This window comes from Aeromicrobium sp. Leaf291, from assembly GCF_001423365.1.
Lineage (GTDB): Bacteria > Actinomycetota > Actinomycetes > Propionibacteriales > Nocardioidaceae > Aeromicrobium.
The window spans coordinates 1,240,709-1,254,439 of record NZ_LMNM01000001.1; the positions used below are offsets into that span (position 1 = coordinate 1,240,709).

Genomic DNA, 13,731 nt, shown 5'->3' on the forward strand with positions numbered 1-13,731 from the left:
GTGCGCGGACGGCTGCCCGACGGGCGCCCCGCACGATCCGCGCGCTCCCGGTGGCGGTACTCGCCGTGGCAGCGCTCGCGCTGTCCGCCGGGTGCGCGGGACCGGGAGTGGCCGACTCCGAGGGCGCGGCAGGCGCGGCCGGCACGGTCCCGCTCGCGCAGGTCCAGCCCGTCGACGACCCGAAGGGCTGGCAGGGACCGAGCACGGCCGTCCTCGCCGACCGCACCGTCGAACCGGTGGTCGAGGACCCCGAGCAGACCCTTCCTGCGACGGTGGTCTCGCACGACCGCGCCGGCGAGCGCGAGGTCGAGGTGACCGACACCGACCGGGTGCTCGCCCTCGACATCTCCGGCACGCTCGCCGCGACGGTGTGGGGCCTCGGCCTCGGCGACCGGCTCGTCGGTCGTGACGTCTCGACGACCTTCCCCGGCACCGAGGACCTGCCCGTCGTCACGAGCGACGGCCACTCCCTCAACGCGGAGGCGGTGCTGCGGTCGCGTCCCACCCTCGTCGTCACCGACGGGTCGATCGGCCCGCGCGACGTCGTGGAGCAGCTCCGCGATGCCGGGGTCACCGTCGTCTTCGTGGAGAACCAGGCGTCCTTCGACGGTGCCCAGGACCTCGCCCGCGACGTGGCCGCCGCGCTCGGCGTCCCCGCCGCCGGTGAGCGGCTAGCCGAGCGCATCGCTGCGCAGCTCCACGACGTCCGCGCCCAGGTCGACCGGCTCGCCCCGGCCGCCGCCGAGGACCGGCTGTCGATGGTCTTCCTCTACCTGCGCGGCTCGGCCGGCGTCTACTACCTGCTCGGTGAGGACTCCGGCGCGGGGGACCTGGTGCGGGGACTCGGCGGCGTCGACGTCGCCGCCGAGCTCGGCTGGAAGGACATGCAGCCCCTCACCGACGAGGCGGTCCTCGCGGCCGATCCCGACCTGGTGATCGTGATGTCGCACGGGCTCGAGTCGGTCGGAGGCGTCGACGCGCTCCTCGCCGACAAGACGACGCTCGCGCTCACCGCCGCCGGACGGAACCGACGCTTCGTGGACATGGCCGACGGCGACGTGCTGTCGTTCGGTCCGCGGTCGGCCGGCGTCCTCGACGCGCTGGCCCGCGCCGTGTACGCACCGCGTGGCCCGGCATGAGCGGCACCGGATGACCGCCACGGACGTGCGTGTACGGACTCGTGCGCCGGTGGGGACGGCGCCGCGCAGGCGGGCTGCGGCCGTGGTCGGTGCCCTGGTCGCGGCGCTGCTCGTCGGCGTCGTGGTCTCGGCCCTCGTCGGACAGCTCGACGTCTCCGCCCGCGCGGTCGTCGGGACCGTCCTCGACGGCGTCGGTGTGCGCACGTCGTGGCGTCCGGACGAGGACCTCCTCGTCGACGCGCTCTGGTACGTCCGGTTCCCCCGGGTCGCCATGTGCGTGGTCGTCGGAGCGGCGCTCGCGGTGGCGGGCGCGATGATGCAGGCCGTCTTCGGCAACCCGCTGGCCGAGCCCGGGGTCGTGGGGGTCTCCGCAGGAGCCGCCCTCGGGGCCGCCGTGGCGATCGCGACGGGGATCACCGTCGGTGGGGGATGGGCGGTGGCGCTGTTCGCCTTCCTGGGTGGCCTCGCGGCGACGGTCTTCGTGTACACGACGGCACGGAGCGCAGGACGCACGGAGGTGGTGACGCTGCTGCTGACCGGCATCGCCGTGAACGCCTTCGCGGGTGCGGGACTCGCGCTCGTGCTCTTCGCCGGCGACACCGGCTCGCGCGAGCAGATCGTGTTCTGGCAGCTCGGCTCGATGAACGGGTCCCGCTGGTCGGAGGTGCTCGTGGTGGCCGTCGTGACGGTGCCCGGCGTGCTGTTCGCCCTCGCCGCGGCCCGCCGCTACGACCTGCTCGCGCTCGGCGAGCGCTCGGCCTCCCACCTCGGTGTGCGCGTGGAGCGACTCAGGATCGTCTCCATCGCGGTCATGGCGCTGCTGACCGGGGTGGCCGTGGCCTTCACGGGGATCATCGCGTTCGTCGGGCTCGTCGTGCCGCACGCGCTGCGGATGGTCCTGGGCCCGGCCCACCGGGCTCTGCTCCTCGGGAGCGTCCTCGCCGGTGCCGTGCTCCTGGTCTGGGCCGACGTGCTGGCGAGGACGCTCGTGACCGGGGCCGACCTGCCGATCGGGTTACTGACGTCGGTCGTCGGGGGTCCGTTCTTCCTGCACCTCGTGCGGCGCGCCCGCACGCGCGCCGGGGGCTGGGCATGACGGCCGACGCGGTCGTGTCCGTGCGGGGGGTCTCGTGCCGCCTGGGTGGGCGCGAGGTGCTCCACGACGTCGACCTCGACGTGCGTGCCGGCACGCTCGTGGTGGTCGTCGGACCCAACGGCGCGGGGAAGTCCACGCTGCTCTCGGTGGTCTCGGGCGACCTCCCGGCCACCGCGGGGACCGTGGCGCTCGACGGCCGGCCCCTGTCCGACTGGACCCCCGCCGAGCTCGCGCGACGGCGCGCGGTCCTCGGCCAGTCCCACGACGTGAGCTTCGGCTTCACGGTGGCCGAGGTCGTCGCGATGGGGCGCTATCCGTGGACGTCTCGCGACGACGTGGCGGCCGACGCCGACCTGGTCGCCTGGGCGCTCGAGCGCACGGACACCGTGCACCTGGCCGGGCGGTCGTTCCGCCAGCTCTCGGGAGGCGAGCGCGCCCGTGTCTCGCTGGCCCGGGTCCTCGCACAGGACACCGACCTGGTGCTGCTCGACGAGCCGACGGCGGCCCTCGACCTCCGGCACCAGGAGGAGGTGCTCGTGCTGGCCCGTCGGCTGGCCCGGGCCGGACGCACCGTGGTCGTCGTGGCGCACGACCTCTCCCTCGCCTCGGCCCATGCCGACGAGCTGGTGGTGGTGGCCGAGGGCACGGTTGCGGCCCACGGCACGCCGGCCGAGGTCCTGACGGCCGACCTGGTCGGTCGGACCTACGGACTCCCGGTGGAGGTCCACCGGGTGGGGGACCGGCTCGCCGTCGTGCCGACCGGGGCCACGACGCGTCCAGATGGTGACATTCCGTCACCACGATCATGACAATGTGTCACGATAGATCCCGACGAAAGGGCTCCCCATGACGATCGCCGAACCCGACACCTCCTCGCTCTCGCGCCTTCTGCGCGAGGGCTCCCGGGCCGAGCACCAGGCCGCCGAGGGCTCGTCGTTCATGACCGAGCTCCTCGCGGGCCGGGTGAACGCCCGCGGGTACGCCGACTACCTGGCACGCCTGCGTCGGGTCTACGACGCGCTCGAGTCCCTCGGCCGCGCCCTCGCGGGCGACCCCGTCGCCGACGCGGTGCTCGATCCGGCGCTCGAGCGCACACCCTCGATCGACGCGGACCAGGCCCACTGGGGCGTCGGCCACGCGGCGACGCCGGCCACCGACGCGTACGTGGCACGCATCGAGAGCATCGCCGCCTCGCCGGCCCGGTTCGTGGCTCACCACTACACCCGCTACCTCGGCGACCTCTCCGGCGGCCGCATCATCGGACGGCTCCTGGAGCAGACCTTCGAGCGGCCGGACGGTCTCGCGTTCTACGCCTTCCCCGGCATCCCGAAGCCCAAGCCCTACAAGGACGCCTACCGCGCCCGGCTCGACGGCCTCGACCTGACGGCGGAGGAGAAGCTCGCCGTGCTGACCGAGGTCAAGACGGTCTTCGGGCTGAACGGCGCGCTCTTCGAGGAGCTCACCGCCGACCTCGACGCCTACCGACGCTGAGGCGCGTCGCCGAGGACGCGCTCGGTCTCAGGCGTGGTGCTCCTGGGTGCAGCACTTGACGCTGCCGCCGGCCTTGAGCAGCTCGCTCACGTCCACGGGGACGGGCGCGTAGCCGTGGTCGGCCACCTGGCTCGCGAGGCGGGTGGCCTGGGACGGCAGGACCACGTGGTGGCCGTCGCTCACCGCGTTGAGGCCCAGGACCAGGGCGTCGGCCTCGCTGCACTCGATGGCGTCGGGGAACAGCTGACGCAGGGTCCGGCGGCTGTGGGGCGAGAAGGCCGAGGGCAGGTAGGCGATGTCGGCCGGAGCCTCGCCGTTCCCGTCGTCGAGCACCGCGAGGGCGGTGTCGAGGTGGTAGAACCGCGGGTCGACCAGCTCCAGGCTCACGACGGGCCGGTCGAGTGCGGCGGCCGCCTCCACGTGGGCGTGCAGACTCGTGCGGAAGCCGGTGCCGGCGAGGATCATGGAGGCGAGCACCAGGAAGTCGCCCTCGCCCTCGTTGGTGTGGGTCGGCTCGACGACCTCGATGCCCTGCTCCCTCAGCAGTCCGGCGTGCAGGACGGCCTCGGCCTGGCGCTCGACGTGGCGGAACCGGGCGCCGTAGGCGCGTCCGTCGACGACCAGGGCGCCGTTGGCGGCGAACACCATGTCGGGCAGGCCGGCGGCAGGCTCCAGCAGGTCCACGCGGTGCCCGAGTGCGCGGTACGTCTCGACGAGCGCCTGCCACTGCGCCACGGCGCGGTCGCGGTCGACGTGGATGCCCGGCTGCATCCACGCGTTGATCGCGTAGGTGACGTCGAAGTGGGTGGGTGCGCACATCAGGTACGAGCGGACGCGGGCGGTGCGCGCGGTGACGCGGTCGAGCGACGTGTGAGTGGGGGTGCGGGTGTCGAGCACGGTCACGAGGGCCTCCTGCGGTGGTCGACGGTGCGTGTTCACGCAACGAATCAAGCCTAGCCGCGGCTCCCCGCGAACGAGGACTTCGAAACTGCACGTCGGCACGCAGGAATCCGACGAATCCGGCCCGGATGCGGCGATCTGTTGCACGATGAGGGCATGGACGACCTCGACCGCCGCATCATCGACCACCTCGTGCGCGACGGACGAGCGGGATACGCCCGCATCGCCGCCGACGTGGGGCTCTCGGCACCCGCGGTGAAGCGCCGCATGGACCGCCTCGTCGACGACGGCGTGATCAAGGGCTTCACCGCCGTCGTGGACCCCGACCTGATGGGATGGTCGGTCGAGGCGTACGTGGAGGTGCACTGCCGGGGCACGATCACGCCTGAGGCGCTCGGCGAGGCGTTCGCGAAGGTGCCGGAGGTCCACGCGGCCGCCACGGTGTCGGGCCAGGCCGACGCGATGCTGCGCATCGTCGCGCGGGACGTCCGCGACCTCGAGCGGGCGCTCGAACGGGTCCGCATGGAGGTCGACAACGTCGACCACACCGACACCGCGATCGTGCTCTCCAGGCTGATCGACCGCTACACCGGTTGAGGGCGGCCGATCAGGCGGGTGGGGCGACGCCGAGCAGGCACACCTCGTTGCCCGACGCGTCGGCGCACACCGTCCACGGCAGTCCTGGTGCGGGCTGGGGGAGGACGGTGCCGCCGAGGTCGCGGACGAGGTCGAGGGGGGTGGCGTCGGCGGGACCGGGCCGCACGTCGAGGTGCAGCCTCGACTTCCCGCGGCGGGGTCCGGGCTCCGGGCACAGCTCCAGCAGCGGCCCCGCGCCCGACGGGTGGGCCAGGGCGTGGGGGGTCGGCCGTGGGCGCCCACCCGGTGACCGCGGCCCAGAAGCGCGCCTCCCGGTCGGGGTCGGCGCAGTCGAGGGGGAGCGCAGCGACCGGGCCGGAGCCGGCGCGGTAGGCGGGGCGGTCCTCCATGACGCAGAACGCGTTGCCGTCGGGGTCCGCGAGCACCACCCAGGGGACGTCGCCCTGACCGATGTCGACGCGGCGGGCGCCCAGCCCCACGAGACGCTCGGCGACAGCGTGCTGCTGCTCGGCGCCCCGCAGGTCGAGGTGGAGCCGCTGGGGGACGTCGGCGGGCGTCGAGGCGGGCGGGAAGCAGAGGTCGAGGAACACCTGCGGCGCGAGGTGCAGGCGCGCCTCGAGGCCGTCGTCGTCCTCGGTCAGCACGTCGGCGCCGAGGGCCTCGGCCCAGAAGTGGCCGAGCGCGCGCGGATCGGGCGAGTCCCAGACGATGTTCTCGAGCCGCATGGCGCCATCCTGCCCGAGGTGCGGCACCGGGACCCGATTTGAACGAAGGGCCCCCGCCGACGTAGACTTCCCTGTCGGCCTGATTCGGGCGTCACGACCCCCTGCCCTCGGAGGTTCAGTCCTCAGGGTTCGGTCCTCGCGGTTCGCGCCGCGTGGAACGGCTCCTCGGAGTCGAGGGTGCCGTCGCGTGCGTTGGCCGACACAGACGATCAAACCGAGAAGCTGAGGTCCATGGCGAAAAAAGAAGGCGTCATCGAGATGGAGGGTGCTGTCGTCGAGGCACTCCCGAACGCGATGTTCCGGGTCGAGCTGGCCAACGGCCACAAGGTCCTGGCGCACATCAGCGGCAAGATGCGCCAGCACTACATCCGCATCCTCCCCGAGGATCGGGTCGTGGTGGAGCTGTCGCCGTACGACCTCAGCCGTGGACGGATCGTCTACCGCTACAAGTGACCCCGGCCCAGGCCGGAGCACGAGACAACTGCACACCGATACACGTTCAGACTGAAGAAGAGAGAGCTTCTCGATGAAGGTCAACCCGAGCGTGAAGAAGATCTGTGACAAGTGCAAGGTGATCCGTCGCCACGGCCGAGTCATGGTGATCTGCGAGAACCCCCGGCACAAGCAGCGCCAGGGCTGATCGCACTTCTTCACCGCGACACACTGAACATCTGATGGCTCCCGCGCCTCCTCCCACGAGGCGGACGCGGGTCACCCCCGGCGCAGAGGCCGGGGCCCGGCTCAGGAACCCACCATGGGAGTCCTGGAGGCAGCCGGGACGCCCCAGGTGACGACACCTCTGCCGAACCGGAAGGAACTGCCACCATGGCACGCCTCGTCGGAGTCGATCTCCCGCGCGACAAGCGCATCGAGATCGCACTCACCTACATTTTCGGCGTCGGGCGCACCCGCGCCGCCGACACCCTCGCCGCCACCGGCATCAGCCCGGACGTCCGCGTCCACGAGCTGAACGACGACCAGCTCGTCGCGCTGCGTGACCACATCGAGGCCAACTACCAGGTCGAGGGCGACCTGCGCCGTGAGGTCACGGCCGACATCCGTCGCAAGATGGAGATCGGTTCGTACCAGGGCCGTCGCCACCGTGCGCACCTGCCCGTCCGCGGCCAGCGCACCAAGACCAATGCGCGCACCCGCAAGGGCCCGAAGCGCACCGTCGCCGGAAAGAAGAAGTGATCTAGATGCCTCCTAAGAGTGCAGGCGCCAAGAAGGTGCGCCGCAAGGAGAAGAAGAACGTCGTTCAGGGCCAGGCCCACATCAAGAGCACGTTCAACAACACGCACGTGACGATCACCGACCCCAGTGGTGGAGTGATCGCGTGGGCCTCCGGCGGAACCGTCGGCTTCAAGGGCTCGCGCAAGTCCACGCCCTTCGCGGCGGGCATGGCGGCCGAGGCCGCCGGTCGCCAGGCGATGGAGCACGGGATGAAGAAGGTCGACGTCTTCGTGAAGGGCCCGGGTTCGGGCCGCGAGACGGCGATCCGGTCGCTGAGCGGCGTCGGCCTCGAGGTCGGCACCATCTCCGACGTGACCCCCAGCCCCCACAACGGCTGCCGTCCCCCCAAGCACCGTCGTCTCTGATCCCCGCGATCAGAGTCCGCGAAGAATCCAGGAGTTAGATCATGGCCCGTTACACCGGACCTCTCACCAAGAAGTCGCGCCGTCTCGGCGTCGACCTCGTCGGTGGCGACGCCGCGTTCGAGCGTCGTCCCTACCCCCCGGGCATGCACGGTCGTGCCCGCATCAAGGAGTCGGAGTACCGCACCCAGCTGCAGGAGAAGCAGAAGGCGCGCTACACCTACGGCGTCCTCGAGAAGCAGTTCCGCAAGTACTACGAGAACGCGCACCGCAAGCCCGGCAAGACCGGTGACAACCTGCTGAGCCTGCTCGAGAGCCGGCTCGACAACGTCGTCTACCGTGCCGGCCTGGCCCGCACCCGTCGCCACGCGCGCCAGCTCGTGACGCACGGACACTTCATCGTCAACGGCGTGAAGACGAACATCCCGTCCTTCCAGGTCAGCAAGCACGACATCATCGACGTCAAGCCCAAGAGCCTGGAGACGACGCCGTTCATCGTCGCCCGTGAGACGCACGACAAGGACACCGTTCCCGGCTGGCTCGACGTCGATCCCGATCGTGGTCGGATCCTGGTGCACCAGCGCCCGGTCCGCGAGCAGATCACCGTCCCCATCCAGGAGCAGCTGATCGTGGAGTTCTACTCCAAGATCTGATCGCCCCCGTTCCACTGAGCCGGTCCTTCAAATAGCGGGAGGACCGGAAAGGAAGTTCCATGCTCATCGCACAGCGCCCCGTCCTGACCGAAGAGGTCGTCGCCGACAACCGTTCGCGGTTCGTCATCGAGCCTCTCGAGCCCGGCTTCGGCTACACCCTCGGCAACTCGCTGCGCCGCACGCTCCTCAGCTCCATCCCGGGCGCGTCGGTCACGTCGATCAAGATCGACGGCATCCAGCACGAGTTCTCCACCGTCCCCGGTGTCACCGAGGACGTCACCGAGATCATCCTCAACCTCAAGAACCTGGTCGTCTCCTCCGAGCACGACGAGCCGTTCGTCATGGTCCTGCGCAAGCAGGGTGCCGGTGTGGCCACCGCGGCCGACATCGAGGCCCCCGCGGGCGTCGAGGTCCACAACCCCGACCTGCACATCGCCACGCTGAACGACAAGGCCAGCCTGGAGATCGAGCTCGTCGTGGAGCGTGGCCGTGGCTACGTCTCGGCGGTGCAGAACAAGACCGGCGACGAGGAGATCGGCCGCATGCCGATCGACTCGATCTACAGCCCCGTCCTCAAGGTCACCTACAAGGTCGAGGCCACCCGAGTCGAGCAGCGCACCGACTTCGACAAGCTGATCATCGACGTCGAGACGAAGTCGTCGATGGCGCCGCGTGACGCGATCGCGTCGGCCGGCTCGACCCTGGTCGAGCTGTTCGGCCTGGCTCGTGAGCTCAACGTCGAGGCCGAGGGCATCGACATCGGCCCGTCGCCCGTCGACGAGCAGCTCGCCGCCGACCTCGCCCTGCCGATCGAGGACCTGAACTTCACGGTCCGCTCGTACAACTGCCTCAAGCGCGAGGGCATCCACTCCGTGGGTGAGCTCATCACGCGCTCGGAGCAGGACCTGCTCGACATCCGCAACTTCGGCTCGAAGTCGATCGACGAGGTCAAGGCCAAGCTGGCCGAGATGGGCCTGGCCCTCAAGGACAGCCCGGCCGGGTTCGACCCGTCGGCCGTGCTCGACTCCTACGACGACGACGCCAGCTTCGCCGAGGACGAGCAGTACTGAGCTGCTCGCTCATCGACCTGTTCACTGACCTGGAGACAGACACATGCCCACGCCCACCAAGGGAGCCCGCCTCGGCGGCAGCCCGTCGCACCAGCGCCTGATCCTGGCCAACCTCGCGACGGCTCTGTTCGAGCACGGCCGGATCACCACCACCGAGGCCAAGGCCCGCCGTCTGCGGCCCTACGCCGAGCAGCTCATCACCAAGGCCAAGACCGACACGGTGGCCAACCGCCGCCAGGTCGTCAAGGTCGTGCGTGACAAGAGCGTCCTGCACACCCTGTTCACCGAGATCGGTCCCGCCATGGCGAGCCGTCCCGGCGGCTACACGCGCATCACGAAGATCGGTCCGCGCAAGGGCGACAACGCCCCCATGGCCGTCATCGAGATCGTCGAGGCCAAGGAGTTCGCCGCGCAGGCGACCGCTCCTGCCGCTGCACCCGCCGCGGCTCCGGTCGAGGACGAGACCCCCGCGGTGAACGCGTCCGACGACGCCGAGCAGGTCGAGACCGACGTCGTCGCCGGTGCTCCGGCCACGGAGTCCGAGACCGAGCCGGCCACCTCCGAGGACGTCGAGGCTGCGGCCGAGGCCGTCGACGAGACGAGCACCGACGAGGCTGCGACCTCCGAGGACACCGACAAGGCCTGATCCAGGCCCGTCGACGAACGGCCCCCACCGCGACTGCGGTGGGGGCCGTTCGTGCGTGGACCTGCTGGGCCGGCGGTGCGGGTGCCTCGACGTCAGTGCTCCCCGCGGCGCACGGTCAGCACGCGGAAGCCCTTGCTGCTGGCCGTGCGCTCGGTGGGCCAGCCCTGGTCGGTGAGCCAGCGCTGCAGGCTGTCGGCACCGAGGTTCTTGCCCACCACCAGGCGGGCGTGACCGTCGTCGCTGAGCCGCGCCAGCCAGTGCTGGAGCAGGTCGTGCAGGGCCTGCTTGCCGATGCGGATCGGCGGGTTCGACCACAGGGCGTCGAACCGCAGGTCGGTGGGCACCTCGTCGGGAGCGGCCACGTGCACGCGGTCGGCCGCGCCGGCCGCCGCGGCGTTCAGGCGGGTCAGCTCGCGGGCGCGCTCGTTCACGTCGACCGCCCAGACGGTCGCCGAGGGCGACGCGGCAGCGACCGCACAGCTGATCGGCCCCCACCCGCACCCGAGGTCGAGCACCGTGCCGCTGGGCGGACCCGCCGAGTCGAGCAGGATCCGCGTGGCGTGGTCGAGGTGGTCGGCGGAGAAGACTCCGCCACTCGTGGTGCACGTGAACGTGTGCTGCCAGGCGTCGAAGCGCACGCTCCGGCGGTCGTCGGCCCCGGAGGGCCGGTCGTCGAAGTAGTGCCCGGTCACGTGCTCATCCTCGCAGCAGGCGTCGGGCAGCACGGTCGGTGCCCGGACGTCGTGGTCAGCAGTGCTGGAACACGTGGCCGCGCGCGCCACGAGGCACCACGTCGCGGTCGCGGAGCGTGATGGGGTGGTCGCCGGCTCGCTGGCGGCAGGCACGCGCGTAGGCCGCCCGACCGTTGTCGGTGTACTCGATCTCGACGACGCCGCGCCCGTAGAGCCGCGTGTAGTCGCCGCACTCGCGGTACACCTCGCACTCCTCGGCCACCGCGAAGTCGAAGCCGAGGGCGCGGCCGTCGATCTCGGGCGTGTTCTTCTGCGCGATCGCCAGCCCTGTCGCGTGGGCGGCGCGGACGAGTCCCTTCGCCGTCGACGTCGTCTGTGCCCGGGTGAGGAGTGAGCGCGAGCGGGTCCAGGCGTCGAGGTTGTCGGCCTCGATCGCGTCGTACCCGGCCTTCGCGCACCCGCGGAACCAGCCGGAGACGATCGAGACGATGGCGGCGCGCTTCGCGGCGGTGCGCTGGTCCAGCAGCACCTCGTCGGGCCAGCCCGGGTCGCGCACGAGGACGCCCTGGCGCTTCAGCAGCAGGGTCGGGTGGTGCTTCTTCCACCAGCCGAGCTGTCCGGGCTGCGTCTGGAAGGCGTTGACGTAGCAGACCGAGTACCGGGTGGGATCGGGCTTCTCGGTGCGGTCGCGCACGACCACGGTGACGTCGGCCGCGGGGCGGTACGCGCCCCCGAGCTGGTAGTCGACGACGGCGTCGCGCGGCAGGGGGGCGGGCGCGGTGGCCGACGGTGTCGCCGGCGGGGCGGCGGGCGCGCCCTGTGCCGAGCAGGCAACCGTCAGGGCGACCACGAGGCAGGCGCCGACGAGGCGGGCACCGACGGGGCGTGGCGCGCGGAGGCGTGTCGAGGCGCGGCGGCGGGGGGAGGTCGGCACCGTCACCACGATACGGGGCCGCGGGCGCCGCCCGGACGCGTTCAGGGGCCCTCGGTGGGCTCGTCGCGACGTCGGCGTGCCTCGTGGGCTCGGGCGGCCAACCGGTCGTCGGACGGGTACACGACCTCCTCGAGCACCAGCCCGTGGGCCGGCATCACCTTCACGCGGGGGTCGCGCTCACCGGTCCGCAGCACGTCGCGCGCCCAGGACGGCTCGTACCGACCCTCGCCGACGGCCACGAGCGCACCCATCAGGGCACGCACCATGGAGTGGCAGAACGCGTCGGCGCGCACCGTGGTGACGAGGAGCCCGTCGCCGGGGGAGCGGGTCGTCGTCAGCTCGAGCAGGGTCCGGATCGTCGTGGCGCCCTCGCGTCGGCGGCAGAACGCGGCGAAGTCGTGCTCCCCGGTCAGCAGCACCCCGGCTGCGTTCATCGCCTCGACGTCGAGCGGCTTCGGCCACGCGACCACGTGCGCCCGGGCCAACGGGTCGAGCCGTCCGGGCTGGTCCTGGAGGCGGTAGGCGTAGCGGCGCTCCACCGCGGCGAACCGCGCGTCGAACCCGTCCGGAGCGGCGGTGACCGCGTGCACGACGACGTCGTCGGGCAGGATCCGGCGGAGCCGACGGGCCAGCTGGTCGGGCTGCACGGTGTCGTCGAGGTCCACGTGGGCCACCTGGCCGCGGGCGTGCACCCCGGCATCGGTGCGTCCCGCGCACGTGAGCGAGGGCCGCTCCTCGAGCCTCAGGACGGTCCCGATCGCCGACTCGACGGTCTCCTGAACGGTGCGCAGGCTGGGCTGGGTGGCCCAGCCCCGGAACCCTGCGCCGTCGTAGGAGAGGTCGAGTCGCAGTCGCACGCGGCCACGGTAGTGCCTACGGTGGACCCATGAGGACCGGACCGGTGGTACTGGCGAGCATGGCCCTGCTGGTGGGCGGCTGCTCCGCGGCGCCCGACGAGGACCGTTCCGCACCCGTGGTCGACGGGGACGCGGCGCCGGCCGCGAGCACCGGGACGCCGCCGATGGCGGTCGTGCTCAGCCCGGCGGCGACCTCGGCCTCGCAGGTCGTCACGTGGCGCTCGGTGAAGGCGTGGGGCAACCAGCGCGTCGTCGCGCAGCCGGTCGGCGGCGGCACCCAGGTGCGCGCGGCGGCCCGGCGCAAGACCGCGACCAGCGTGCGCGACAGCGGTTCGGCCCGCCCGGCCTACACGGCGACGCTGACCGGCCTGGAGCCCGGAACGCGCTACCGCTACCGGGTGGTCAACAACGGCGGCAGCGCGGGCGACTACCACTTCACGACGTCCGCGACCGAGCTGGAGCCCTGGACGTTCCTCACCCTGGGCGACACCCAGGTCGCCAACGCCGACCGCCCGGCCGCCATCGTCAAGGCCGCGGTGAACCGCTTCCCCTCGGCCAACCTCGTGCTGCACGCCGGCGACGTCGTGAACCACCCGTGGGTCCACCAGGAGTGGGTGGACCTCATGGCCGCGCTCGCGCCGGTGCGGACGAGCCGCAACGTGGTGGCCTCCATCGGCAACCACGAGCAGTGCATCCTCGTGCGGGACTGCCGCTCGGGCAACGCGCAGGGGTTCCGCACCTACTTCTCGTCGCCGTCCAACGGCGTCTCCGGCCAGCGACCCACCTGGTACCGCTTCGACCAGCAGGGCGTCCGCTTCGTGGTGCTCGACTCCTTCGGCTCCGACCTCGCGGCCCAGGCCCGCTTCCTGGACGCACAGCTGCAGGACAACCCGAACCGGTGGAGCGTCGTGCTGCTGCACGCCGGTCCCTTCGCGTCGCGGGCCGACCGCACCAACAGCGCCGTCTTCTCGACGGTCCTGCCCGTCATCGAGAAGCACGACGTCGACCTCGTGCTCAGCGGTCACGACCACGTCTTCAGCAGCGGGCACCGGGGCGACCCCGACAGCACGGTGTTCGCGACCTCCGTGTCCGGCCCCAAGTACTACGAGATCTCGCGCGCCGACTGGGACCGCCGAGGCGCCACCCGTGCGCGGTGGGCCGAGAGGATCAGCACCTACCAGGTGGTCGACGTCGCCGCGGACACGCTGCGGTTCCGCTCCATCGTCGCGTCCAAGGGCTCGGGCTCGACGCCGTCGATCGCGTACGGTGCGGCCCTCGACGACGTGACGATCACCAAGGACGCCGACGGCGACAAGTCCGTCACCCGACGCTGAGC

18 protein-coding genes and 1 pseudogene are annotated in these 13,731 nt (G+C 71.8%); 13 read left to right on the plus strand and 6 right to left on the minus strand.

Annotated features, from left to right (window positions below):
• Window positions 1-50 precede the first annotated feature (50 nt).
• The 4 genes from ASF35_RS06230 to ASF35_RS06245 all read left to right on the plus strand — a co-directional run bounded on the left by ASF35_RS06230 (window position 51) and on the right by ASF35_RS06245 (window position 3,726).
• Window positions 51-1,139, plus strand: a complete 1,089-nt coding sequence (locus ASF35_RS06230; RefSeq protein ID WP_200931726.1) for a hemin ABC transporter substrate-binding protein — start codon at window positions 51-53, stop codon at window positions 1,137-1,139.
• An 82-nt stretch (window positions 1,140-1,221) separates the two neighbouring features.
• Window positions 1,222-2,235 carry an iron ABC transporter permease gene (locus ASF35_RS06235; RefSeq protein WP_055964343.1) on the plus strand — a complete coding sequence of 338 codons (1,014 nt, stop codon included), beginning with the start codon at window positions 1,222-1,224 and terminating at the stop codon, window positions 2,233-2,235.
• Window positions 2,232-3,044 carry a heme ABC transporter ATP-binding protein gene (locus tag ASF35_RS06240; RefSeq protein WP_082480660.1) on the plus strand — a complete coding sequence of 271 codons (813 nt, stop codon included), beginning with the start codon at window positions 2,232-2,234 and terminating at the stop codon, window positions 3,042-3,044. Before ASF35_RS06235 ends, ASF35_RS06240 begins: the two co-directional genes overlap by 4 nt.
• 37 nt (window positions 3,045-3,081) lie before the next feature.
• Entirely contained in the window at window positions 3,082-3,726 is a 645-nt protein-coding gene (locus tag ASF35_RS06245) for a heme oxygenase (biliverdin-producing) (protein ID WP_055964348.1), read from the plus strand.
• Between the two features lie 27 nt (window positions 3,727-3,753).
• Here ASF35_RS06245 and ddaH read toward each other — a convergent pair whose 3' ends face one another.
• The gene (gene ddaH / locus ASF35_RS06250; RefSeq protein WP_235499108.1) at window positions 3,754-4,629 is read right to left on the minus strand and encodes a dimethylargininase; all 876 of its coding nucleotides are present in this window, start codon (window positions 4,627-4,629) and stop codon (window positions 3,754-3,756) included.
• Window positions 4,630-4,782: 153 nt separating this feature from the next.
• On the opposite strand from ddaH, the gene ASF35_RS06255 reads away from it, so the two are divergent.
• On the plus strand, window positions 4,783-5,223 hold the full coding sequence (locus ASF35_RS06255) for an Lrp/AsnC family transcriptional regulator (RefSeq protein WP_055964351.1): 441 nt from the start codon (window positions 4,783-4,785) through the stop codon (window positions 5,221-5,223).
• 10 nt (window positions 5,224-5,233) lie between these two features.
• Here the strand turns inward: ASF35_RS06255 and ASF35_RS18610 are convergent, their stop codons facing one another.
• Complete coding sequence (locus ASF35_RS18610) at window positions 5,234-5,569, minus strand: VOC family protein (protein WP_369797007.1); 336 nt, start codon at window positions 5,567-5,569, stop codon at window positions 5,234-5,236.
• Window positions 5,451-5,948, minus strand: a pseudogene (locus ASF35_RS17675) (VOC family protein); the annotation flags it as partial. The gene ASF35_RS18610 and the pseudogene ASF35_RS17675, both read right to left, overlap by 119 nt.
• A gap of 231 nt (window positions 5,949-6,179) precedes the next feature.
• On the opposite strand from ASF35_RS17675, the gene infA reads away from it, so the two are divergent.
• The 7 genes from infA (at window position 6,180) to rplQ (ending at window position 9,912) form a co-directional block, all read left to right on the plus strand.
• Entirely contained in the window at window positions 6,180-6,401 is a 222-nt protein-coding gene (infA, locus tag ASF35_RS06265; protein WP_007078610.1) for a translation initiation factor IF-1, read from the plus strand.
• 73 nt (window positions 6,402-6,474) lie between these two features.
• Window positions 6,475-6,588 (plus strand): 50S ribosomal protein L36, encoded by a 114-nt coding sequence (rpmJ, locus tag ASF35_RS06270; protein ID WP_008361054.1) that lies wholly within the window; start codon window positions 6,475-6,477, stop codon window positions 6,586-6,588.
• 185 nt (window positions 6,589-6,773) lie between these two features.
• Window positions 6,774-7,142, plus strand: a complete 369-nt coding sequence (rpsM, locus tag ASF35_RS06275; RefSeq protein ID WP_055964358.1) for a 30S ribosomal protein S13 — start codon at window positions 6,774-6,776, stop codon at window positions 7,140-7,142.
• A 5-nt stretch (window positions 7,143-7,147) separates the two neighbouring features.
• Window positions 7,148-7,546, plus strand: coding sequence for a 30S ribosomal protein S11 (gene rpsK / locus ASF35_RS06280; RefSeq protein WP_055964362.1), 399 nt, complete (start codon window positions 7,148-7,150; stop codon window positions 7,544-7,546).
• A 41-nt stretch (window positions 7,547-7,587) separates the two neighbouring features.
• A complete protein-coding gene (gene rpsD / locus ASF35_RS06285) occupies window positions 7,588-8,196 on the plus strand; it encodes a 30S ribosomal protein S4 (RefSeq protein ID WP_055964365.1) in 609 nt (202 codons plus the stop codon).
• A 59-nt stretch (window positions 8,197-8,255) separates the two neighbouring features.
• Window positions 8,256-9,266 (plus strand): DNA-directed RNA polymerase subunit alpha, encoded by a 1,011-nt coding sequence (locus ASF35_RS06290; RefSeq protein WP_055964368.1) that lies wholly within the window; start codon window positions 8,256-8,258, stop codon window positions 9,264-9,266.
• Between the two features lie 43 nt (window positions 9,267-9,309).
• On the plus strand, window positions 9,310-9,912 hold the full coding sequence (gene rplQ / locus ASF35_RS06295; protein WP_055964372.1) for a 50S ribosomal protein L17: 603 nt from the start codon (window positions 9,310-9,312) through the stop codon (window positions 9,910-9,912).
• 92 nt (window positions 9,913-10,004) lie between these two features.
• On the opposite strand, the gene ASF35_RS06300 is transcribed toward rplQ, so the two are convergent.
• From ASF35_RS06300 to truA, 3 genes are read right to left on the minus strand one after another with little or no spacing between them, the layout of a single operon-like run.
• On the minus strand, window positions 10,005-10,604 hold the full coding sequence (locus tag ASF35_RS06300; protein WP_156367968.1) for a class I SAM-dependent methyltransferase: 600 nt from the start codon (window positions 10,602-10,604) through the stop codon (window positions 10,005-10,007).
• Window positions 10,605-10,659: 55 nt separating this feature from the next.
• Window positions 10,660-11,538, minus strand: a complete 879-nt coding sequence (locus ASF35_RS06305; RefSeq protein ID WP_055966253.1) for an endo alpha-1,4 polygalactosaminidase — start codon at window positions 11,536-11,538, stop codon at window positions 10,660-10,662.
• Window positions 11,539-11,579: 41 nt separating this feature from the next.
• On the minus strand, window positions 11,580-12,395 hold the full coding sequence (gene truA, locus ASF35_RS06310) for a tRNA pseudouridine(38-40) synthase TruA (protein ID WP_055964375.1): 816 nt from the start codon (window positions 12,393-12,395) through the stop codon (window positions 11,580-11,582).
• A gap of 29 nt (window positions 12,396-12,424) precedes the next feature.
• On the opposite strand from truA, the gene ASF35_RS06315 reads away from it, so the two are divergent.
• Complete coding sequence (locus ASF35_RS06315) at window positions 12,425-13,729, plus strand: metallophosphoesterase family protein (protein ID WP_082495387.1); 1,305 nt, start codon at window positions 12,425-12,427, stop codon at window positions 13,727-13,729.
• The last annotated feature ends 2 nt before the right edge of the window (window positions 13,730-13,731 follow it).

Coding starts and splice junctions, on each gene's coding strand:
- rpmJ (WP_008361054.1), top strand. CDS start 6,475: ATGAAGGTCAACCCGAGCGTGAAGAAGATCTGTGACAAGTGCAAGGTG.
- ASF35_RS06290 (WP_055964368.1), top strand. CDS start 8,256: ATGCTCATCGCACAGCGCCCCGTCCTGACCGAAGAGGTCGTCGCCGAC.
- ASF35_RS06255 (WP_055964351.1), top strand. CDS start 4,783: ATGGACGACCTCGACCGCCGCATCATCGACCACCTCGTGCGCGACGGA.
- infA (WP_007078610.1), top strand. CDS start 6,180: ATGGCGAAAAAAGAAGGCGTCATCGAGATGGAGGGTGCTGTCGTCGAG.
- rpsD (WP_055964365.1), top strand. CDS start 7,588: ATGGCCCGTTACACCGGACCTCTCACCAAGAAGTCGCGCCGTCTCGGC.
- ASF35_RS06315 (WP_082495387.1), top strand. CDS start 12,425: ATGAGGACCGGACCGGTGGTACTGGCGAGCATGGCCCTGCTGGTGGGC.
- ASF35_RS06240 (WP_082480660.1), top strand. CDS start 2,232: ATGACGGCCGACGCGGTCGTGTCCGTGCGGGGGGTCTCGTGCCGCCTG.
- ASF35_RS06245 (WP_055964348.1), top strand. CDS start 3,082: ATGACGATCGCCGAACCCGACACCTCCTCGCTCTCGCGCCTTCTGCGC.
- rpsM (WP_055964358.1), top strand. CDS start 6,774: ATGGCACGCCTCGTCGGAGTCGATCTCCCGCGCGACAAGCGCATCGAG.
- rpsK (WP_055964362.1), top strand. CDS start 7,148: ATGCCTCCTAAGAGTGCAGGCGCCAAGAAGGTGCGCCGCAAGGAGAAG.
- rplQ (WP_055964372.1), top strand. CDS start 9,310: ATGCCCACGCCCACCAAGGGAGCCCGCCTCGGCGGCAGCCCGTCGCAC.